This is a genomic window from Bradyrhizobium mercantei (assembly GCF_001982635.1).
Lineage (GTDB): Bacteria > Pseudomonadota > Alphaproteobacteria > Rhizobiales > Xanthobacteraceae > Bradyrhizobium > Bradyrhizobium mercantei.
This window is the reverse complement of record NZ_MKFI01000005.1, coordinates 294,358-314,547: the sequence shown is the minus strand read 5'-3', so window position 1 is coordinate 314,547 and position 20,190 is coordinate 294,358. Positions and strand designations below refer to the sequence as shown.

The following is a 20,190-nucleotide window of genomic DNA, read 5'->3' as shown; positions in this document are numbered from 1 at the left end:
CTTACGAAGCGCAGATCTTACTAAGCGTTGGGTCCATTTGACTGAAAATGCGACGGCGTGGCCGGACTTTGGTCCGGCCGCCAGCGCATTGTCCGATTGAACGCAAAGCTACGACATTGATGCCCGCGGCCTTGGGCCTGCGGGCGCGACGGTTTTGGAAGAAGGTCATGCCCCGTCAAAAGAAGAGTTCCAGCCCCGGCGGCTCGCAACGTCAGCTGCGCGTCGGTGAAACGGTTCGCCATGCGGTTGCCGAGATTCTGTCGCAGGGTGAGGTCCACGATCCCGATCTCGAAGGCCACATCATCACCGTTCCCGAGGTGCGCATGTCGCCGGACCTGAAGCTCGCGACGATCTACGTGATGCCGCTCGGCGGCCGCGACACCGACACGGTGATCTCAGCGCTCGAGCGCAACAAGAAGTTCCTTCGCGGCGAGATCGCGCACCGCGTCAACCTGAAATTTGCCCCCGACATTCGCTTCCGCGTCGATGAACGGTTCGACGAGGCGGCGCGCATCGAGAAACTACTGCGGACACCTGCGGTGCAGCGAGACCTTGCACCCGATTCGGACGACGAGGAATGACTGTGATGACGACCAACAGCGTGATCGACGCGAAGGATTCCGACGCGCGCGACGCTGAGCGGGATGCTTTTGCCGGCCAGCGCAGCGACGATGCGCGCCGCACCAACAACGACCCGCGCCAGAAGCACGGCAAGCAGAACCAGCAGCCGCGCCGCGACAAGCGCGACGTCCATGGCTGGGTCGTGCTCGACAAGCCGATCGGGATGACCTCGACCCAGGCGGTCGCCGTGCTCAAGCGCCTGTTCCAGGCCAAGCGCGCCGGCCATGCCGGCACCCTCGATCCGCTCGCCTCCGGCGGCCTGCCGATCGCACTCGGCGAGGCCACCAAGACGGTGCCGTTCGTGATGGACGGCCGCAAGCGCTACCGTTTCACGGTCTGCTGGGGCGAGGAGCGGGATACCGACGACACCGAGGGCCGGCCGGTCCGGACCAGCGAGAACCGGCCGACCGCCGATTCGATCCGCGAGCTGCTGCCGCGCTTCACCGGGGTGATCGAGCAGATCCCGCCGCAATACTCGGCCATCAAGGTGCAGGGCGAGCGCGCCTATGATCTGGCGCGCGATGGCGAGACCGTGGAACTGAAGCCCCGCCCGGTCGAGATTCACGAATTAACCCTTGTGGAACACGGAGATAACGGACAGTCCGTGTTCGAAGCCGAGTGCGGCAAGGGAACCTATGTCCGGGCGTTGGCCCGCGATATGGGCCGAATTCTGGGCTGTTTCGGCCATATCTGCGCCCTGCGGCGGACCCTGGTCGGTCCGTTTACCGAGGCCGACATGATTCCGCTGGAACAGTTGGAGGCTTTATGCAATAGAGCCGCGTCGGGCGAGGGCAGCCTCGCCGACGCGCTTATGCCCGTTGAGACCGCGCTGGACGACATCCCGGCACTGGCCGTCACACGGGCTGATGCGGCAAGGCTCCACAGGGGCCAGGCCGTTTTGTTGCGCGGACGGGATGCGCCCAATACTAGCGGCACAGTCTATGTCACGGTGGCAGGCCGGCTTCTCGCGCTTGCCGAGATTGGCAATGGCGAACTCATCCCCAAGCGCGTGTTCAACCTGAACGGACTGACTGCCAGTCCGGCTCGCAACGATGAAAGTAACTGACGATGTCGATTACCGCCGAACGCAAAGCGGAAGTCATCAAGACGAATGCCAACAAAGCCGGCGACACCGGCTCGCCCGAGGTCCAGGTCGCGATCCTGTCGGAACGCATCAATAACCTCACCGAGCACTTCAAGAGCCATGTGAAGGACAACCATTCACGCCGCGGCCTCCTGAAGCTCGTGTCGACGCGTCGCTCCCTGCTTGACTACATCAAGCGCAAGGACGAGGCGCGCTACAAGGCGCTGCTCGAAAAGCACAACATCCGTCGTTGACTTGAGAAGCACGCGCGCGAGGGTTCGCGCGCGTTTTCGCATGGTCGTCCGCGAACTCGGACTTTCGAATTGTCGAAAGAAGATCATGCGCAGCATGGCAATCGCGCCATGCCAACTAGCGTCCAGCAGCAATCCGGCCGCTGGACCGGGCAAGATGCCCAGATGACCGAAAGGATGGACGCCATCCGAAATCCAGGGACCATGGCAGGATCGCCGGATGCTGATCGCGAGCGCGCATCAGCATCTCGCCGTCTTGGCATGGTCTTTGTGTTTCAGGGCGCCATGTCTTTCGTGAAACCATGAAAGAAACCGAAATGTTCAATTCGCATTCCGTCGAAATCGACTGGGGTGGACGTCCCCTCAAACTTGAAACCGGCAAGATCGCCCGCCAGGCCGACGGCGCCGTGATGGCGACCTACGGCGAGACCGTGGTGCTTGCCACCGTCGTCGCGGCGAAGGCGCCGCGCGAAGGCGTCGACTTCCTGCCGCTCACGGTCGACTACCAGGAGAAGACCTACGCCGCGGGCCGCATTCCCGGCGGCTATTTCAAGCGCGAAGGCCGTCCGACCGAGAAGGAGACGCTGGTCTCCCGCCTGATCGACCGCCCGATCCGTCCGCTGTTCGTCGACGGCTGGCGCAACGAGACCCAGGTGATCGTCACCGTGCTTTCGCACGACATGGAGAACGATCCGGACATCGTCTCGCTGGTCGCCGCCTCCGCCGCCCTGACGCTGTCGGGCGCCCCGTTCAAGGGCCCGATCGGCGCAGCCCGCGTCGGCTTCGCCAATGACGAGTTCATCCTCAACCCGACGCTCGACGAGATGACCGAGACCCAGCTCGATCTCGTGGTCGCCGGCACCGCCGACGCCGTGCTGATGGTCGAATCGGAAGCCAAGGAGCTCAACGAGGACGTGATGCTCGGCGCGGTCATGTTCGGCCACCGCCACTTCCAGCCTGTCATCAACGCGATCATCGAGCTCGCCGAGAAGGCCGCCAAGGAACCGCGCGAAGTCACCACGATCGACAATTCGGAGATCGAGAAGGAAATGCTTGGCCTTGCCGAGCAGGAGCTGCGCAAGGCCTATGCGATCCCGGTCAAGCAGGAACGCTATGCCGCGGTCGGCGCCGTCAAGGAGAAGGTGCTCGCGCACTTCTTCCCGGAAGGCCAGGAGCCGAAATACGACAAGCTCCGCGTTGCCGCCGTGTTCAAGGAGCTGGAAGCCAAGATCGTCCGCTGGAACATCCTCGACACCGGCAAGCGCATCGACGGCCGCGACGTCAAGACCGTGCGCAACATCATCGCCGAAGCCGGCGTGCTGCCGCGCGCCCACGGCTCGGCGCTGTTCACCCGCGGTGAGACCCAGGCGATGGTCGTGACCACGCTCGGCACCGGCGAGGACGAGCAGTACATCGACGCGCTGTCGGGGACGTACAAGGAAACGTTCCTGCTGCACTACAACTTCCCGCCCTACTCGGTCGGTGAGACCGGTCGCCTCGGCGGCACCAAGCGCCGCGAGATCGGCCACGGCAAGCTCGCCTGGCGCGCGATCCACCCGGTGCTGCCGCCGCACCACGAGTTCCCGTACACGATCCGCGTGGTCTCCGAGATCACCGAGTCGAACGGCTCGTCCTCGATGGCCTCGGTCTGCGGCGCCTCGCTGTCGCTGATGGACGCCGGCGTGCCGCTGAAGCGGCCGACCGCCGGTATCGCCATGGGCCTGATCCTCGAGGGTCAGCGCTTCGCGGTGCTGTCGGACATCCTCGGTGACGAGGATCATCTCGGCGACATGGACTTCAAGGTCGCCGGCACCGACCAGGGCATCACCTCGCTCCAGATGGACATCAAGATCGAGGGCATCACCGAGGAGATCATGAAGGTTGCGCTTGGCCAGGCCAAGGAAGGACGCATCCACATCCTCGGCGAGATGGCCAAGGCGCTGACCGCGGCGCGCGCCGAGCTCGGCGAATACGCACCGCGCATCGAGACCTTCAAGATCGCCACCGACAAGATCCGCGAAGTGATCGGCACCGGCGGCAAGGTGATCCGCGAGATCGTCGAGAAGACCGGCGCCAAGGTCAACATCGAGGACGACGGCACCGTGAAGGTCGCCTCCAATGACGGCGAGGCGATGAAGGCTGCGATCAAGTGGATCAAGTCGATCGCTTCCGATCCGGAGATCGGCCAGATCTACGAGGGCACCGTCGTCAAGGTGATGGAGTTCGGCGCGTTCGTGAACTTCTTCGGCGCCAAGGACGGCCTGGTCCACATCAGCCAGCTCGCCTCCAACCGCGTGCAGAAGACCTCCGACGTCGTCAAGGAAGGCGACAAGGTCAAGGTCAAGCTGCTCGGCTTCGACGACCGCGGCAAGACCCGCCTGTCGATGAAGGCGGTCGACCAGGAGACCGGCGAGGACCTCGAGGCCAAGCAGAAGAGCGACGCACCGGCGGCGCGCGAAGCCGCCGGCGAGTAAGCCAAACCAACCGGCAAACTGATCATTGCGAAAGGGCGGCCCAAGGGCCGCCCTTTTGTTTTTTGGAGCCCGAACGCAAATCAATCTCCGCTTATCGGCGTGCGCGGTTTTGACCCGACATTGTGACCAACACTGTTGGAACCCGTTCACAACTTGCGCCTAACATCAGGACGCTTTCCAGCATGGAGAATGACGATGTCCTTGATGTCCCGACGCCACTTGATCATTGCAGCAAGCGGCATCGCCGCGGCCGCCGCCTCGTCGCGCGCTGCATTCGCGCAGGCCACGGCGCAGGCACCGAGCGGACCATTCAAGATCGATCCGCTCAGCTATCCCGCCAACGCGCTCGAGCCGCATATCGATGCCAAGACGATGGAGATCCATCACGACCGGCATCATCAGGCCTATGTCACCAACCTCAACACTTTCGCCAAGGACAATCCGCAGATCGCCGAGAAGCCGATCACCGAAGTGCTCGCCAATCTCGGCAACGTCCCGGAGGCGATCCGCACCGGCGTGCGCAACAACATGGGCGGCCACGCCAATCACACCATGTTCTGGCAGATCATGGGACCGAACGGCGGCAAGCCCGACGGCGAGGTGCTCGCCGCTGTTGATCGCGACCTCGGCGGCATGGAGAAACTGCAGACCGACTTCAACGCCGCCGGCGGGCGCGTGTTCGGCTCCGGCTGGGTGTTCGTCACCGTGACCAAGGACGGCAAGCTCGCGATCGAGACGCGGCCGAACCAGGACAACCCGATCATGGACGGCAAGCGCGCGCTGCTCGGCAATGACGTCTGGGAGCACGCCTATTACCTGACCTACCAGAACCGCCGGCCCGATTACCTCAAGGCGTGGTGGAACACGGTGAACTGGAAGGGCGTGGCGGACCGCTATGCCGCCGCGAAGGCCGGCACGCTCGGCGTGTGAGCCGTCGGGCTCGCCGGTCGCAACAAACTGCGTTACGTTCGAAAGCCCCGCGATCGCTTCGCGGGGCTTTCACCTTTTCGTCCGCAGCATCGCGCCGCCGGTGTCGAACGCGATAGGGATCGACAATGACGCTGCCGACCATCCGTCCTGGCCGCCCCGACGAATACGACGAGATCGCGCGGGTCTGGATGGAGAGCTGGACCTCGACCGGGCTCACACCGCGGAGCGACGGATTGTTGACCGACCTGCGTGCCCGCCTGTCGCGCGAAATCGACAACGGCTGGACGCTGTTCGTCGCCGACGACCACGGCACCATCGCCGCGATGCTGGCGCTGCATCTGCCGACCTTGCTGCTCGACCAGCTGATGGTCGCGCCAAGCCATCAGGGCCGCAACCTGGGCCGTCATCTCCTCGCCTTCACGCGCCGGCAGATGCCCGACGAGATCTGGCTGAAATGCGTCCGTGAGAACGAGAAGGCCTGGCGCTGGTACGAGCGCGAAGGCTTTGTGTTCGAGAAGGAAGCGCCCAATCCGGTCACCGGCTTCATGATGAAGCACTACCGGTGGAAGAGAACAAACCGCACATCGGAGGCTCGCCCATGATCAAGCTGTACTGGTCGCCGCGCTCGCGCTCGTTCTCCGCGATCTGGCTGCTGGAAGAATCCGGCCTGGCTTACGAGCGGGTGCTGACCGATATCAGCACCGGCGCGCAGAAGTCGCCGGACTTCCTCAAGATCAACCCGATGGGCAAGGTGCCGGCGCTCACCGACGGCGAAGCCCAGCTCGCCGAGGCGGCGGCGATCTGTGCCTATATCGCCGACCGCTATCCCGAGACCAGGCTCGCGCCGGCCACGACCGACCCGAAGCGGGCACGCTACCTGCAATGGCTGTTCTTCTCGCCGAGCTGCATCGAGCCGGCGCTGATCCAGCTCTTCACCAAGCTCGAAGTGCCGACCAGCACCGCATCCTGGGGCAGCGCGGCGCAGGTGTTCGACGTGCTCGACGCCGAATTGCAGAAGGGGCCGTGGATCCTCGGCGATCAGTTCTCCGCCGCCGACATCGCGATCGGCGCGGGGCTGAACTTTGCCGTGCGCATGTTCAAGATGGTGCCGTCGCGGCCGTCATTCGACGCCTATATCGACCGCTGCGTGGCGCGGCCGGCATTCCAGCGTGCGGAGAAGATCGCGGCGGGGTGAGACGACCCCGCCGATCATCCACCCCTCTCCGATGACGCGTTATCGGTGGAAGAAGCGACAAGCGCGATCGCTTGCCTTGCGGACGTCTGCACGTTTTAGTTAGACTGATCCGCTTCTTAAACCTTTCGTTGATCGATATGCTCCGCCGTTTCGTCGCCGCCATCCTCTTGTCATCCGTCGCGACGCCGGGATGGGCGCAGTCTCCCCCGGCTTCACCCACACCGTCCGCACCCGTCAAACCGGCCGCAAAGAAGCCCGCGCCGAAGGCCAAGGCGGCCGCGAATCCGCCAGTTGCCGCGGAGACCGGTCCGTGCCGGCTTGGGGTGATCCCGGTACTCGGAAATCAATTCGCCGTTCAGAAGTTCGGCGTGACCATCTTCGAATACGAAGGCACCAACGTTCCGATCGACTGGGGGCTCGACGACCTCGTCGTCGCGAGGGTTCGCGCGGCAACCGGCAATGATCCCGCGGTCCGCAGGATCAGCTATCCCAAGAACGCCTTCGATCCATTCTATCATCCGAAACCGCATTTGCTGCCGGATCCGAGCGAGGGCATCCCGGCAATCGTCCAAAGCTTCACGCCGAATTCGAACTGCACGCGATATCTCGTCGTGACCAAATTCAAGTCGCATCCGCAGGGCACGAACCTCGATCTCGATGGCATCGGCACCTACAATCAGGGGCTCGGCTCGGTGCTCAGGCATTCGCATGTCTTCGCCAATGTCGCGTTGACGCTGCTTGACGGCAGGAGCTATGCGAGGATCGACCGCACGCTGGCGACGATGGGCAACCGGTTCTCCGAAAGCATGAGAATGACGGAAAATCCGCTCAAGCATCTCGACAATGCGGACTTCCCCAACCCTCCCGAGGCAGCGGCCTCCAGCGCGACACTGCGCGAGAAGACCCGCGGCCTCGTTGCGGAAGAGATCGACAAGGCGATGCCCGCCTATCTCAAGGACGAATGAATTCACGCGCCCGCTGGCTTCATGCGGGCTACGGGAAAGTGGAGTCCCGGCTGGCCTAGCCCGGCACGACGAGGGGATCGACGTCCTGCGTGTAGTCGACGCCGTCGATGCCGAAGCCGAACAGGCGGAGGAACTGGCTCTTGTACTCCTGAAGGTCCGCCAGATCGCCGAGCGTCTCGGTGGTGAGCAGCGGCCAGCGCCGTGACACTTCCGTCTGCACTTCGGGCGACAGTTCCCAGTCGTCGACCCGGATGCGCTGCGCATCGTCGAGCGCGACGTCCTTGCCGAGGCGGGTGCGGAACAGGCGATCGATCTGCTCGATGCAGCCTTCATGGAGCCCGAGCTGCTTCATGACCTTGAACAGCACGGTGCCATAGAGCGGCACCACCGGAATGGCCGAGCTTGCCTGGGTGACCACGGCCTTCAGCGCGACGACGCGGGCGGCCTCCGCACCGAGCCGGTCGCGGATCGCTTCGGCCTTGCTGTCGAGATCGACCTTTGCGCGACCGAGCGTGCCGTTCCAGTAGATCGGCCAGGTCAGTTCGCTGCCGATATAGGTGTAGTTGAGCGTACGGAAGCCAGGTGCCAACACGCCGGCATCCGCGAGCTGGTCGATCCAGCGCTTCCAGTCATCGCCGCCCATGACCGCGACGGTCGCCGCGGTTTGTTCATCGTTCGCCGGCTCGAGCGTGGTCTGGAACACCTCGCCGGTTTCGGTGTCGAGCGTCTTGATCTCGACCGGCGCGCCGAGCGGCTTGATGACCGAACGATAGGTCTTGCCGGTGTCGGGATCGGTGCGGACCGGCGCGGCCATGCTGTAGACCAGCAAATCGAGCTGGCCGAACTTTTCGCGCACGCGCTCGATGAAGTCTTTCTTCATCTCGTCGGAGAAGGCATCGCCCTCCAGCGTGAGCGGCGATCGGCCGATCTTCTCGGCCTCAATCTCGAAGGCGCGATTGTTGTACCAGCCGGCGCTGGCGCTTCTCTTTTCCGAAGGTTCGCGCTCCAGCGAAACGCCGATCGTATCGGCGCCGCCGGCGAAGGTCGCGACGATGCGGCTCGCAAGGCCGTAGCCCGTCGAGCAGCCCAGCACGGCGACGCGCTTGGGACAGTGGGCGACCGGGCCCTGCTTCAGAACGTAAGCGATTTGTTCACGGACATTCGTGGCGCAGCCGACGGGATGTGCCGTGGTGCAGATGAAGCCTCGCACGCGCGGTTCGATAATCATTCCCACCCCATTCCGGATCGTTGCAATGTCCCCATGCGCGGCCTTCTGACCTTCCTCAGCACGCGAGGAGCGGTGAAATCACGCGTCAAGGCGCCTGAACACCAGCGTGGCGTTGGTGCCGCCGAAGCCGAACGAGTTCGACAGCACGGTCGTGAGCTTGGCGTTGTCGATCCGCTTGCGGACGATCGGCATGTCGGCGAAGACAGGATCGAGCTCGGTGATATGCGCACTCTCGCAGACGAAGCCGTTGTTCAGCATCAAGAGCGAGTAGATCGCCTCCTGCACGCCGGTGGCGCCGAGCGAATGGCCGGTCAGCGCCTTGGTCGCCGAGATCGGCGGGCACTTGTCGCCGGTGCCGAACACCTTGCGGATCGCCTCGATCTCCGGCGGATCGCCGGCCGGCGTCGAAGTGGCGTGCGGATTGATGTAGTCGACCGGCGTGTCCACCGTCGACATCGCCATGCGCATGCAGCGCTCGGCACCCTCGCCCGACGGCGCCACCATGTCGTAACCATCCGAGGTCGCGCCGTAGCCGACGACCTCGCCGTAGATCCGCGCGCCGCGCGCCTTGGCGTGCTCGAGCTCTTCCAGCACGACGACACCGGCGCCGCCGGCGATCACGAAGCCGTCGCGATTGAGATCGTAGGGGCGCGAGGCGGTAGCCGGCGTGTCGTTGTATTTCGAGGACATCGCGCCCATGGCGTCGAACAGCACCGACAGCGTCCAGTCGAGCTCCTCGCAGCCGCCGGCGAAGATGACGTCCTGCTTGCCGATCTGGATCGTCTCATAGGCATTGCCGATGCAGTGGTTCGACGTCGCGCAGGCGGACGAGATCGAGTAGTTCACGCCCTTGATCTTGAACCAGGTCGCGAGCGTCGCCGACGCGGTCGACGACATGCCCTTCGGCACCGCGAACGGACCAACGCGCTTCGGCCCCTTGGCGCGCGCGATGTCGGCGGCTTCCACCAGCGTGCGCGTCGACGGTCCGCCGGATCCCATGATGATGCCGGTGCGGATGTTGGAGACCTCGTTCTCCTCGAGGCCGGAGTCGCGGATCGCCTGTTCCATCGCGACGTGATTCCAGGCAGCACCTTCGGCAAGGAACCGCATCGCACGGCGATCGATCACCTCGGCGGGATTGAGTGTCGGCGCACCGTGCACCTGCGAGCGGAAGCCAAGCTCGGCGGCTTTCTCCGCACGTGAAATGCCCGACTTCGCCTCGTAGAGGCTCGCAAGCACTTCCTGGGTGTTGTTACCGATGGACGAGACAATGCCCATCCCCGTGATGACAACCCGCCTCATGTTCGCCTCGCCCTGCCTTTATGTTGCCGCATGATGATCCTGCTCAAGATGGCGCCGTGCCCTGCTTGAACAATCCGACCTTCAAGTCCTTGGCGCGATAAATAATCTCGTCGTCCATGGAAAGCCACCCGTCGGCAATTCCAAGCACGAGCTTTGACCGCATCACGCGCTTGATATCGATGTTGTACACAACCTTGCGCGCGTGCGGCAGCACCTGTCCGGAGAACTTCAGCTCGCCGAGGCCGAGCGCGCGGCCGCGACCTTCGCCACCAATCCAGCCGAGGTAAAAGCCGACCATTTGCCACATGGCATCGAGACCGAGGCAGCCCGGCATCACCGGATCGTTCTTGAAATGGCAGCCGAAGAACCAGAGGTCCGGCTTCACTTCGAGCTCGGCGCGCACCAGCCCCTTGCCGTACTCGCCGCCATTTTCCGAGATCTCGCTGATCCGATCGAACATGAGCATCGGCGGCAGCGGCAACTGGGCGTTGCCGGGACCGAACAGCTCGCCCCGTCCGCAAGCCAGCAAATCCTCGTATTCATAACCGCCGCGCCGATCCAGCATCCTCTTTCCACCTCTGATGTCCCGATGAAGCGCTTTTGCTTGGTCGGACCTTAATCTACCCACGGGAACCGGAATAACCCGTCCCGCATCTTGGCGCTACCTGGGTACGCTACCGACCTGTTATCTCTGCCGAAAGCGCATATGTGGTCCGCGCGCTCTCTAACATAGGGCTAACTGGGCGGCAAAGCGGCATTCCGATGATAAATTGCCGTTTCACCTTAGGTTTCTACCGCAGCTTGGATTCGTTCTAGTTGCGAAAAACTTGCATCTGATAGGCATCCTTTTTATATTTATGAGGAATATTGCCTGAGTTGGGTGCATAGAGTGGATATGAACGAGGAAGTACCGGCTGTGAATGATGATGCCGTGCACCCGGCTGCCCGGGGCGCTGGGCACCACCCTGCCCTGACCGGCTGCCCGTGGCATGACGTCAACGAGATGCTGCAGTCTGCCGGCCTCCGGCCGACCCGCCAGCGCATGGCGCTGGGCTGGCTGCTGTTCGGCAAGGGTGCCCGCCACCTGACCGCTGAAATGCTGTACGAGGAAGCCACGCTGGCCAAGGTTCCGGTGTCGCTGGCGACCGTCTACAACACGCTCAACCAGCTCACCGATGCCGGCCTGCTGCGCCAGGTCAGCGTTGACGGCACCAAGACCTATTTCGACACCAACGTGTCGACCCATCACCACTTCTATCTCGAGCATAACCACGAGCTGGTCGACATTCCCGACCCGAACCTCGTGCTGCAGAAGATGCCCGACGTGCCTGATGGTTACGAGATCTCCCGCGTCGACATGGTCGTGCGGCTGCGCAAGAAGCGCTGAGTTCTGTCGTCCCGGCGTAGGCCGGGACCCATAACCACAAATCTTGGCTGCTGCTGAAGGCGTCTCCTACCGCGCGCCAACGATGAATCACGCGGTATGTGTCCTGGCCCCCGTGCGCAATTGCGCACTCGGCCGGGACGACGACAAACCTCAGTCCACCTTCTCGTCGGCGTAGACGCCCCAGAGGCGCTGCTGCTCGATCCAGCCGTCGAACCCGTTGCCGGTGACCCGGCACCAGTTGTTGGCGCATTTCTTGACCTGCGCGACGACGCCGGCCTGCAGGCGGGCGGCGATGGCGCTGGTCGCGTCCGGACGATCGTACAGCGAGGCCAGATCGTCCTTGTTCTTCATCGTGACAACCGCGGTACGGCGGCCGGACAGCAGGGAGTGATAGACCCAGCCTTCGGCGCCCTCGGAATCGCGCACCCGGCGCCAGTTCTCGAACTCGGCAGTGATTTCGACCGGCAACCCCGAGCGCGTGTAGACCCAGGCGACGTCGTTATCCTTGGTCGGGCCGGCGCGGACGTTCACATGGTCGGATTTCAGGCTGACATAGCGCGGAATCGGCAGGCCGCTGGTGGTGGGGCTCAAATCCTTCGCGGTATGTCCCGGCATGACCGACGCACTCAGCATGCTCCCGACCAGCGCCAGCAATGACCCGAAACGCCCGAACGCCACCATCAACTCGTCTCCTGCCAACCCGCATTCGGCGAGCTGCAACCCCAAACCCAAATCCAAACCACGCCTTAAGTCTCAGGCCCCGTGCCTGCGCCGTCGGCTCCCGCACCGCACGTCCGAGGGGTTCTTGTCTTGGCCCGGCCTTCTGCTAGAGAGGACGGAACGCCTGAGAGCCAGAACACCCGAATTTCCCCCGACGAAAGCCGGGACAAGTATCGGGGAACCCTAGGAAACGCGAAGGAAACGCCGGGACAGCGCGGCTATCAGCAGTGTCGAACAACCGGGTTAATGAGGCCTCAACGGCTCGGTTTTTGGCGAGCCGCGCGTCTCATGAAAGCAGGACATGTCGGTGAAGAAAAAGCCTCTCGTCGTCGTCACCCGCAAGCTGCCGGACTCGATCGAGACCCGGATGCGCGAGCTGTTCGACGCCAGACTGAATCTCGACGACACGCCGATGACGCCGGAGCAGATCGCCGAGGCGGCGAGGACCGCCGACGTGCTGGTGCCGACCGTGACCGACATGATCCGCGAGGACGTGATCAATCAGCCCGACTGCAAGCTGAAGATGATCGCCAATTTCGGCAACGGCGTCGACAATATCGACGTGGCGGCAGCGCATGCCCGCGGCATCACGGTGACCAACACCCCGAAGGTGCTGACCGAGGACACCGCCGACATGACCATGGCGCTGATCCTCGCGGTGCCGCGCCGGCTGATCGAGGGCGCCTCGATCCTGACCGAAGGCAAGCAGCACTGGGCCGGCTGGTCGCCGACCTGGATGCTCGGCCACCGCATCGGCGGAAAGCGGCTCGGCATCGTCGGCATGGGCCGTATCGGCCAGGCCGTGGCGCGCCGCGCCCGCGCCTTCGGCTTGCAGATCCACTATCACAACCGCCGCCCGGTGGCGCCTATGATCGCCGACGAGCTCGGGGCAACCTATTGGGAAAGCCTCGACCAGATGCTGGCGCGGATGGACATCATCTCGGTGAACTGCCCGCACACGCCGGCGACCTATCACCTGCTCTCGGCGCGGCGGCTCAAGCTGATCCGGAAAGAGGCCTATGTCGTCAACACTTCGCGCGGCGAGGTGATCGACGAGGACACGCTGATCAAGCTGATCGAGGCTGGAGAGATCGGCGGCGCGGCGCTCGACGTCTACGAGCACGAGCCCGCGGTGAACCCGAAGCTGGTGCGGCTCGCCAAGGCCGGCAAGGTGACGCTGCTGCCCCATATGGGCTCGGCCACCATCGAAGGCCGCGTCGAGATGGGCGAGAAGGTGATCATCAACATCCGGACCTTCCTCGACGCCCACAAGCCGCCGGACCGCGTGCTGCCGAGCATGTTGTAGGAAGTCCGTAGCCCGGATGGAGGCCAACCTCCCCTTGAAAAGGGGAGGTCGCTTTGCTCGCCAGAGCAAAGCGGGTGGGGATCTGCTCTCTCTACGCGCAGCGGCGTCTGCGGCTGACCCCCATCCCGACCTTCCCCCTTTCAGGGGGAAGGGGAAGAGGGCGGCTGGCAAAAATATCGAAAACAACCCCATGCAAAGGGGCCGGTGCGGCCTCCACGTTCGGTGTCGTCCCTGCGAAAGCAGGGACCCATAACCACTGAGGTTCCTGATTGAACCGGGCTGGAGCTCCAGCCTTCGTAGCTGTGAAAGCTGTGGTTATGGGTCCCGGCTTTCGCCGGGACGACGATGTGGGTCTAGCCCTACTTCGTCTTTCGCCGCGCCTGCTTGCGCCAATCGGCGACGAACGCCACGAAGGCGGCGAGTGCGGGCGGCGGCTGACGGCGGCTGGGGTAATAGAGGAACGGGCCGTCGAACGGCGGGCACCAGTCGTCGAGCACGCTGACGAGCGTGCCGGATTTGACGCCGTAGCGGACATAGCCTTCGAACGTCGCCCAATAGCCGACGCCGTCATGGACCGCGCGCAGCGCGAGGCCGAGATGGGTCGCGGTCAGCTTGGCCGGCGGCGAGATCTTCACCACGTGGCCGTTCTTCTCGAACTCCCAATCGAACATCACGCCGTTGCTGAAGCGGCTGCGGATGCAGGCATGCGCCAGCAAATCCTTCGGATGCATCGGCCGGCCATGCTTTGCCACATAGTCACTCGACGCCACCACCGCGTAGCGTTGTGGCGCGCCGAGAGGAACCGCCACCATGTCCTGCGCCAGATGCTCGCCGTAGCGCACGCCGGCGTCAAAACCCTGCGCGACGATGTCGACGAACGCGCTCTCGGAGACGAGATCGAGATCGACCTGCGGGTATCTGGCGAGGAACGGCGCGATCATCGGCGCCAGCACCAGATCGACCGCGGGCGGCGGCGCGTTGATGCGCAGCCGTCCCGACGGCTCGGCGCGGAGGCCGCGCACCTCCGTGATGGCGTCGGCTACATTGACCATCGCCGGTGCGACGCGCGCAAGCAGCAGCTCGCCGGCTTCGGTCAGCGCGACGCTGCGGGTGGTGCGGTTCATCAGGCGGACGCCAAGCCGCTCCTCCATGTCGCGCAAGCGCTGGCTGAGGCTCGACACCGAGACGCGGCTCTCCAGCGCCGCGCGCCGGAAGTTGCGCGTGCGCGCCACCGCTACGAAGGCGTCGAGGTCGCGAAGGTCGAAATCCTGCATTGTTCGATATAGTGAACAACCTATTCTTGATTGTCCAGCTTATCGGGAAACCCGGGTCGGCCCATATCAGCCTCGCGATTTTGGCGGCGGGAACGCACGCCGCGACACGCGAGGAAGACCACCATGAACACACGCAAACTCGGTTCCACCGGTCCCACCGTCTCAACGATCGGCCTCGGCTGCATGGGCATGTCCGATTTCTACGGCCCGAGCGATCGCAGCGAGAGCATCGCCACCATCCATGCCGCGCTCGACGCCGGCATCACGCTGCTCGACACCGGCGACTTCTACGGCATGGGCCACAATGAGATGCTGATCGGCGAGGCGCTGAAGAGCCAAAGCCGCGACAATGTGCAGATCAGCGTCAAGTTCGGCGCGCTGCGCGATCGCAACTACGGCTTCCTCGGCTACGACTGCCGTCCCGCTGCCGTGAAGAATTTCGTTGCCTATTCGCTGCAACGGCTCGGCGTCGATCACATCGACATCTATCGTCCGGCGCGGCTCGACCCCAATGTGCCGATCGAGGATACGGTCGGCGCGATGGCGGACATGATCAAGGCCGGCTGGATCAGGCATATCGGGCTGTCCGAGGTCGGCTCCGACACCATCCGCCGCGCCCACAAGGTGCATCCGATCGCCGATCTGCAGATCGAATATTCGCTGATCTCGCGCGGCATCGAGAGCGACATCCTGAAGACCTGCCGCGAGCTCGGCATCGGCATCACCGCCTATGGCGTACTGGCGCGCGGGCTGATCAGCGGTCACTGGTCGAAGGATCACACGAACGCAAAGGATTTCCGCCTGCTGAGCCCGCGCTTCCAGGCCGGCAACATCGACACCAACCTCGCGCTCGCCGATCGGCTGCGCGGCATTGCCGTTGAAATCGGCGCCTCGCCGGCGCAGGTCGCGATCGCCTGGGTTGCGGCGCAGGGCAACGACATCGTGCCGCTGGTCGGCGCGCGGCGGCGCGAACGGCTGACCGAAGCGCTCGGCGCGCTCGATGTGAAGCTGACCGCGGCGCATCTTGCCGCGCTGTCAGACGCATTTCCGCCCGGCGCGGCCGCCGGCGGACGCTATCCGGAGGAGCACCTCCGGCACATGGACAGCGAAAAGCCCGCGACCGCGTCCTAGAGCAAGATGGGTGTGAAGAGAAGCGGTTCGACTGTGCACTTGCTTCACCTCTCCCCATCGGGGAGAGGTCGATTTGCAGAGCAAATCGGGTGAGGGGCCGCAGCTCTAATGAGGGACCGTAACCCCTCACCCGGCGCTAGGCGCCGACCTCTCCCAAGGGAGAGGTGAACCGTCGATCCAGCTCAACCTGATCTCATCACGCCTGAATCCTACCGATGCCCGCTCAGATCGGTGATCCCTGCGGCATCACCATTGAGCGGGTTCTGCGGATCGCGCGCGTAACGCAGGGTTTCGAACCGCATCGCGCGCGCATCCACCATCAGGAGACGGCCGACCAGGCCCTCGCCAAAGCCAACGATCTCGCGGATCGCCTCCAGCGCCATCATCGATCCCATGAGCCCGGCCAGCGCGCCCATCACGCCGGCTTCGGCGCAGGCCGGCACGGTGCCCGGCGGTGGCGCCTCCGGAAACAGGCAGCGATAGGTCGGGTTGAACACGCCTTCCGCATTCTTCTCATGGGCGCGGATCGTGGTCAGCGAACCGTCGAACTGGCCGAGCGCCGCCGTGATCAGCGGCCGCTTGGCGAGGAAGCAGGCATCGGCGACGAGATAGCGGGTCTCGAAATTGTCGGAGCCGTCGAGCACGAGGTCGTAATTTCCGATCAGCGCCATCGCATTGTCGGCCGTCAGCCGCATGGGATGCGCCTCGAACACGACATGCGGATTGAGCGCGTGGATCTGCGCGGCTGCGCTGTCGACCTTGCGCTTGCCGATGTCGGAGGTCGTATGGATGATCTGGCGCTGCAAATTGGACAGCGAGACGATATCGTCGTCGATCACGCCGAGCCGGCCGATACCGGCGGCGGCCAGATACATCAGCACCGGCGCGCCGAGGCCGCCGGCGCCGATCACCAGCACCGACGCCTTTTTCAGCGCATTCTGGCCGGGGCCGCCCACCTCGCGCAGCACGATGTGGCGGGCATAGCGTTCAAGTTCGTCGGCACTCAGCATTGTCACGTCCTGCGCGCTGTTCCCTGAACCGGAGCGCGGTTGTTGCCGACCAAGCAGATGTGCTTAATTGCGTCGACGTCAATGGTATCAGTCATTTCCCCCGGATTTGTCATGAGATTGGTGCTTTCGGCAACATTGATGGTCGCAGGGATCGGCATGGCGCAGGCCCAGATGACGCCGCCATCGACCGCCGGTGCCAAGCCGAAGACGGTGACGACGGTGCCGGTTCGCCCCGCGCTGCAGAAGCCGGAAGATACCGCGGGCGCGATGGCGCAGGCCGAGCGGCTGGCGCTGCAATCCGACCTCGCCTGGGTCGGCGAATATAACGGCGCGATATCAGGCGACGTCAGCGAGCGCATGGTCAATGCGATCAAGGAATTCCAGAAGAACCGCGGCGGCAAGCCGACCGGCGTGCTGAACCCGCAGGAGCGTGGCGTGCTCGCCGACACCGCGCGGCGGAAGCAGGAGAGCGTCGGCTGGCGGATCGTCACCGAGCCCGCCACCGGAGCGCGGCTCGGCATTCCCACAAAGCTGGTGCCGCAACTCACCAGCGACGCTTCCGGCGCCAGATGGACGTCGCCCACGGGCACCGTCCAGGTGCTGCTGACCCGGCGCAAGGAAGCGAGCCCGACCACCGCGAAGCTCGCCGAACAGGAAAAGAAGGAGCCGGCCGGCCGCACCATCGACTACACCGTGGTGAAGCCGGATTTCTTCGTGCTGTCGGGCATGCAGGGGCTGAAGAAGTTCTATCTGCGTGGCACCTTGAAGGGCGACGAGGTCCGCATCCTCACCATTCTCTATGACCAGGCGATGCAGACCACCGTCGAGCCGGTGGTGATCGCGATGTCGAGCGCCTTCAACGCATTCCCATCAGGGGTGCAGGCCGGCCCGCCGCCGCGCAAGACCGTCGAATACGCCACCGGCGTCGTGGTCAGCGACGATGGCACCATTGTCACCGATCGCGTGGCGACCGACGAGTGCATCGCGCTGACGATCCCGGGTTACGGCAGTGCCGACCGCGTCGCCGAGGACAAGGATCACGATCTCGCATTGCTGCGCATCTATGGCGCGCGCGGGCTGAAGCCGCTCAACATCGCGGGCCAGGCGACGCAGACCGCGCTCGACATCACCGGCATCGCCGATCCGCAGAACCAGGGCGGCGGCGCGGCCGCGAGCAGCGTCAAGGCTTCGGTCGCGCAACCCGGCGGCGGCGATCAGGCGCTGTCACCACCGCCCGCGATCGGGTTCTCCGGCGCGGCAGCGCAGGACGGCGGCGGCAAGTTTGCCGGCATCGCATTGCTGAAGCCTGTCATCGTTGCAGGCCCCGCCAACGCGGCACCGCCGGCGCAGGCCACGCTGGTGCCGGCCGATACCGTACGCAGTTTCCTGAAGGCGCACAGCGTCAACGCGGCGGGCGAATCCGCGGACGCCAAATCCGCCGTGGTCCGCGTGATCTGCGTCAGGAAGTAGGATGCTGTCATCGGCCGCGCATGCGGGCGATCGGGCATTCCAAAAACTCCTGTGATTCAGCCACGGCTCTTCCCCCAACGTCGTCCTGGCTTTCGCCAGGACGACGTTGAGGATGGTGCTCGGTTCAACCTGCCAATCAGCGTAGTCGCCCTCACTCCAACGCAAACCGCACGCCCGCCCGCGCCAGACCGCCGGCAATACCGACCGGCGTGCCGTCGGCGCGCCAGCAGGCCGCGCCGGACATCGTGCCGTCGGCGTGAAACTGGATCGCGTTCATGCCGCCGGCCACCGTCCGCACCGGCTGCACCCCGTGGCCTTTCGCTGAAAGCGCCGCGCGGACGGTCTCCGGCACCACCTGCTCGACCTCGAGCGCATTGCCCTCGGTCCAGACCCGCGGCGCCTCGACCGCCTCCTGCAGGCTCATGCCGTGATCGATCAGATTGATCAGTGCCTGCATTGCGCTCGGGAAGATGCGTTTGCCGCCGGGCAGGCCGAGCGCGTAGACCAGTCTGCCGTCGCGCAGCGCCATCATCGGCGACATCGAGGTGGTGACGCGCTTGCCCGCGGCCAGCGACAGCGCGTGTCCCGGGCGCGGATCGAACAGGTTCATGTAATTGTTCGGCACGGTGCCGAGGCCCGGGATCAATATCTTCGCCCCGAACAGATTGTTGATGGTCTGGGTGGTCGCGACCACATTGCCCATCGCATCCGCCGCCGTCATGTGCGTGGTGTGCGCGCTTTCGAGCTGGCTGACGCCGGCGCCCCAGGCCTGCGCGCGATCGGGGTCGATGGCGCGGCGGCGCTCCTCGGCATAGGCCTTCGAGGTGAGCTGCTCCACCGGCACGTTGATATAGGCGGGATCGCCGCTCGCAGCTTCGCGATCGGCGAATGCGATCTTCAACACCTCGGCGAGATAGTGGATCGTCTCCGCCGTGCCGAAGCCGAGCTGGGCGATGTCATAGCCTTCGAGAATGTTGAGCATCTCCGTGATGTGCACGCCGGACGCCGCAGGCGGCGGCGGCCCGAGGATTTCCCAGCCGCGGTAATCGCAGCGGACCGGCTGCCGCTCGACGGTCTTGTAGGTCGCAAGATCCTGTTGCGCGATGAAGCCGCCGTTCTTCTTCATGTACTCGACCAGGATGTCGCCGAGCGGCCCCTGGTAAAGTGCGTTGTCGCCATGGTCGGCGATGTATTTCAGCGTCTCGGCATATTCGGCCTGGATCACGCGCTCGCCGGGCTTCAGCGGCGTGCCGTTGGGCAGGTAGATCGCCGCGATCGGCTTGTCCTTCAGCATCTCCTCGGCGCTGTCGGTGATGCATTCATGCAGATACGGCGTCGCTGCATAGCCGCGCGCGGCATGCTTGATCGCGGGCTGCATCACATCGGCAAGGCTCATGGTGCCGAAGCGGCGCAGCGTTTCGCACCAGGCCTTCAGCGAGCCCGGCACCGCGACCGCCTTCGGCCCGTTCAGATTCTCGCTGCCCACGGTGTCGAACACGTCATGCGCCGAACCGGGCTTCGAAGTGTAGGTATCCGGCTTCACCGCCTGCGGCACCGTGCTCTGGCCGTCGATGAAGCGATGGCTGCCGTCGGCGAGGCGGATGTGCGCCATGCCGCCGCCGATGATGCCGACCATCATCGGCTCGACCACGGTCAGCGTGAACAGGGTGGCGATCGCCGCATCGATCGCATTGCCGCCGGCCGCCAGCATCTCGGCGCCCGCGCTCGATGCCAGCGGGTGATTGCTGACCACCATGCCGCGGCTGCTGGTCGCCGGCTTTTTCTCGCATTGAAAGCTTGTCGCGGCGCGATCGCGCCAGTTGCCGCCCATGATCCGCACTC

20 protein-coding genes are annotated in these 20,190 nt (G+C 64.5%); 13 read left to right on the top strand and 7 right to left on the bottom strand.

Annotated elements, in window-relative coordinates; translation table 11 throughout:
• The first annotated feature begins 167 nt into the window (after nt 1–167).
• The 9 genes from rbfA to BI327_RS24155 all read left to right on the top strand — a co-directional run bounded on the left by rbfA (nt 168) and on the right by BI327_RS24155 (nt 7,520).
• On the top strand, nt 168–581 hold the full coding sequence (gene rbfA / locus BI327_RS24190; protein WP_024584604.1) for a 30S ribosome-binding factor RbfA: 414 nt from the start codon (nt 168–170) through the stop codon (nt 579–581).
• Entirely contained in the window at nt 578–1,687 is a 1,110-nt protein-coding gene (gene truB, locus BI327_RS24185; RefSeq protein WP_076863638.1) for a tRNA pseudouridine(55) synthase TruB, read from the top strand. Before rbfA ends, truB begins: the two co-directional genes overlap by 4 nt.
• A 2-nt stretch (nt 1,688–1,689) precedes the next feature.
• Nucleotides 1,690–1,959: a 30S ribosomal protein S15 gene (rpsO, locus tag BI327_RS24180; RefSeq protein WP_016844725.1), complete on the top strand. Its 270-nt coding sequence runs from the start codon at nt 1,690–1,692 to the stop codon at nt 1,957–1,959.
• Between the two features lie 69 nt (nt 1,960–2,028).
• Nucleotides 2,029–2,262 (top strand): hypothetical protein, encoded by a 234-nt coding sequence (locus tag BI327_RS41835; protein WP_128089553.1) that lies wholly within the window; start codon nt 2,029–2,031, stop codon nt 2,260–2,262.
• 11 nt (nt 2,263–2,273) lie between these two features.
• Nucleotides 2,274–4,430, top strand: a complete 2,157-nt coding sequence (pnp, locus tag BI327_RS24175; protein WP_076864266.1) for a polyribonucleotide nucleotidyltransferase — start codon at nt 2,274–2,276, stop codon at nt 4,428–4,430.
• 195 nt (nt 4,431–4,625) lie between these two features.
• Nucleotides 4,626–5,360, top strand: coding sequence for a superoxide dismutase (locus BI327_RS24170; RefSeq protein ID WP_076864265.1), 735 nt, complete (start codon nt 4,626–4,628; stop codon nt 5,358–5,360).
• A 125-nt stretch (nt 5,361–5,485) separates the two neighbouring features.
• Nucleotides 5,486–5,962, top strand: coding sequence for a GNAT family N-acetyltransferase (locus BI327_RS24165; RefSeq protein WP_076863636.1), 477 nt, complete (start codon nt 5,486–5,488; stop codon nt 5,960–5,962).
• Nucleotides 5,959–6,555, top strand: coding sequence for a glutathione S-transferase family protein (locus BI327_RS24160; RefSeq protein WP_076863635.1), 597 nt, complete (start codon nt 5,959–5,961; stop codon nt 6,553–6,555). Before BI327_RS24165 ends, BI327_RS24160 begins: the two co-directional genes overlap by 4 nt.
• A 368-nt stretch (nt 6,556–6,923) precedes the next feature.
• Complete coding sequence (locus BI327_RS24155) at nt 6,924–7,520, top strand: hypothetical protein (protein ID WP_245334918.1); 597 nt, start codon at nt 6,924–6,926, stop codon at nt 7,518–7,520.
• Between the two features lie 55 nt (nt 7,521–7,575).
• On the opposite strand, the gene fabV is transcribed toward BI327_RS24155, so the two are convergent.
• The 3 genes from fabV to fabA all read right to left on the bottom strand — a co-directional run bounded on the left by fabV (nt 7,576) and on the right by fabA (nt 10,615).
• Nucleotides 7,576–8,748, bottom strand: a complete 1,173-nt coding sequence (gene fabV / locus BI327_RS24150; RefSeq protein WP_076863633.1) for an enoyl-ACP reductase FabV — start codon at nt 8,746–8,748, stop codon at nt 7,576–7,578.
• Between the two features lie 78 nt (nt 8,749–8,826).
• Nucleotides 8,827–10,050, bottom strand: a complete 1,224-nt coding sequence (fabB, locus tag BI327_RS24145) for a beta-ketoacyl-ACP synthase I (protein WP_076863631.1) — start codon at nt 10,048–10,050, stop codon at nt 8,827–8,829.
• 43 nt (nt 10,051–10,093) lie between these two features.
• Nucleotides 10,094–10,615: a 3-hydroxyacyl-[acyl-carrier-protein] dehydratase FabA gene (gene fabA / locus BI327_RS24140; protein ID WP_076863629.1), complete on the bottom strand. Its 522-nt coding sequence runs from the start codon at nt 10,613–10,615 to the stop codon at nt 10,094–10,096.
• A gap of 330 nt (nt 10,616–10,945) precedes the next feature.
• On the opposite strand from fabA, the gene irrA reads away from it, so the two are divergent.
• On the top strand, nt 10,946–11,437 hold the full coding sequence (gene irrA / locus BI327_RS24135; RefSeq protein ID WP_076863627.1) for an iron response transcriptional regulator IrrA: 492 nt from the start codon (nt 10,946–10,948) through the stop codon (nt 11,435–11,437).
• A gap of 150 nt (nt 11,438–11,587) precedes the next feature.
• Here the strand turns inward: irrA and BI327_RS24130 are convergent, their stop codons facing one another.
• Entirely contained in the window at nt 11,588–12,115 is a 528-nt protein-coding gene (locus BI327_RS24130; RefSeq protein ID WP_076864263.1) for an SH3 domain-containing protein, read from the bottom strand.
• Nucleotides 12,116–12,458: 343 nt separating this feature from the next.
• Here BI327_RS24130 and BI327_RS24125 point away from each other — a divergent pair, with 343 nt between their 5' ends.
• Nucleotides 12,459–13,463: a 2-hydroxyacid dehydrogenase gene (locus BI327_RS24125; protein ID WP_076863625.1), complete on the top strand. Its 1,005-nt coding sequence runs from the start codon at nt 12,459–12,461 to the stop codon at nt 13,461–13,463.
• A 359-nt stretch (nt 13,464–13,822) separates the two neighbouring features.
• Here the strand turns inward: BI327_RS24125 and BI327_RS24120 are convergent, their stop codons facing one another.
• Nucleotides 13,823–14,737, bottom strand: coding sequence for a LysR family transcriptional regulator (locus tag BI327_RS24120; protein ID WP_076863623.1), 915 nt, complete (start codon nt 14,735–14,737; stop codon nt 13,823–13,825).
• Between the two features lie 123 nt (nt 14,738–14,860).
• Between BI327_RS24120 and BI327_RS24115 the strand changes: the two genes are divergently transcribed.
• Nucleotides 14,861–15,868: an aldo/keto reductase gene (locus BI327_RS24115; RefSeq protein WP_076863621.1), complete on the top strand. Its 1,008-nt coding sequence runs from the start codon at nt 14,861–14,863 to the stop codon at nt 15,866–15,868.
• Nucleotides 15,869–16,077: 209 nt separating this feature from the next.
• Here the strand turns inward: BI327_RS24115 and BI327_RS24110 are convergent, their stop codons facing one another.
• Nucleotides 16,078–16,878, bottom strand: coding sequence for a HesA/MoeB/ThiF family protein (locus BI327_RS24110; protein WP_076863619.1), 801 nt, complete (start codon nt 16,876–16,878; stop codon nt 16,078–16,080).
• 111 nt (nt 16,879–16,989) lie between these two features.
• Between BI327_RS24110 and BI327_RS24105 the strand changes: the two genes are divergently transcribed.
• Nucleotides 16,990–18,348, top strand: coding sequence for a serine protease (locus tag BI327_RS24105; protein WP_076863617.1), 1,359 nt, complete (start codon nt 16,990–16,992; stop codon nt 18,346–18,348).
• 151 nt (nt 18,349–18,499) lie between these two features.
• On the opposite strand, the gene ggt is transcribed toward BI327_RS24105, so the two are convergent.
• The gene (ggt, locus tag BI327_RS24100; protein ID WP_076863616.1) at nt 18,500–20,179 is read right to left on the bottom strand and encodes a gamma-glutamyltransferase; all 1,680 of its coding nucleotides are present in this window, start codon (nt 20,177–20,179) and stop codon (nt 18,500–18,502) included.
• Nucleotides 20,180–20,190 lie beyond the last annotated feature (11 nt).

What these genes read in the sequence shown, in the direction of transcription:
- pnp (WP_076864266.1), top strand. Translation starts at nt 2,274, where the DNA reads ATGTTCAATTCGCATTCCGTCGAAATCGACTGGGGTGGACGTCCCCTC.
- BI327_RS24125 (WP_076863625.1), top strand. Translation starts at nt 12,459, where the DNA reads ATGTCGGTGAAGAAAAAGCCTCTCGTCGTCGTCACCCGCAAGCTGCCG.
- BI327_RS24110 (WP_076863619.1), bottom strand. Translation starts at nt 16,878, where the DNA reads ATGCTGAGTGCCGACGAACTTGAACGCTATGCCCGCCACATCGTGCTG.
- irrA (WP_076863627.1), top strand. Translation starts at nt 10,946, where the DNA reads ATGAACGAGGAAGTACCGGCTGTGAATGATGATGCCGTGCACCCGGCT.
- BI327_RS24165 (WP_076863636.1), top strand. Translation starts at nt 5,486, where the DNA reads ATGACGCTGCCGACCATCCGTCCTGGCCGCCCCGACGAATACGACGAG.
- BI327_RS24120 (WP_076863623.1), bottom strand. Translation starts at nt 14,737, where the DNA reads ATGCAGGATTTCGACCTTCGCGACCTCGACGCCTTCGTAGCGGTGGCG.
- fabV (WP_076863633.1), bottom strand. Translation starts at nt 8,748, where the DNA reads ATGATTATCGAACCGCGCGTGCGAGGCTTCATCTGCACCACGGCACAT.
- fabA (WP_076863629.1), bottom strand. Translation starts at nt 10,615, where the DNA reads ATGCTGGATCGGCGCGGCGGTTATGAATACGAGGATTTGCTGGCTTGC.
- rbfA (WP_024584604.1), top strand. Translation starts at nt 168, where the DNA reads ATGCCCCGTCAAAAGAAGAGTTCCAGCCCCGGCGGCTCGCAACGTCAG.
- fabB (WP_076863631.1), bottom strand. Translation starts at nt 10,050, where the DNA reads ATGAGGCGGGTTGTCATCACGGGGATGGGCATTGTCTCGTCCATCGGT.
- BI327_RS24105 (WP_076863617.1), top strand. Translation starts at nt 16,990, where the DNA reads ATGAGATTGGTGCTTTCGGCAACATTGATGGTCGCAGGGATCGGCATG.
- rpsO (WP_016844725.1), top strand. Translation starts at nt 1,690, where the DNA reads ATGTCGATTACCGCCGAACGCAAAGCGGAAGTCATCAAGACGAATGCC.
- truB (WP_076863638.1), top strand. Translation starts at nt 578, where the DNA reads ATGACTGTGATGACGACCAACAGCGTGATCGACGCGAAGGATTCCGAC.
- BI327_RS24170 (WP_076864265.1), top strand. Translation starts at nt 4,626, where the DNA reads ATGTCCTTGATGTCCCGACGCCACTTGATCATTGCAGCAAGCGGCATC.
- BI327_RS24160 (WP_076863635.1), top strand. Translation starts at nt 5,959, where the DNA reads ATGATCAAGCTGTACTGGTCGCCGCGCTCGCGCTCGTTCTCCGCGATC.
- BI327_RS24115 (WP_076863621.1), top strand. Translation starts at nt 14,861, where the DNA reads ATGAACACACGCAAACTCGGTTCCACCGGTCCCACCGTCTCAACGATC.
- ggt (WP_076863616.1), bottom strand. Translation starts at nt 20,179, where the DNA reads ATGGGCGGCAACTGGCGCGATCGCGCCGCGACAAGCTTTCAATGCGAG.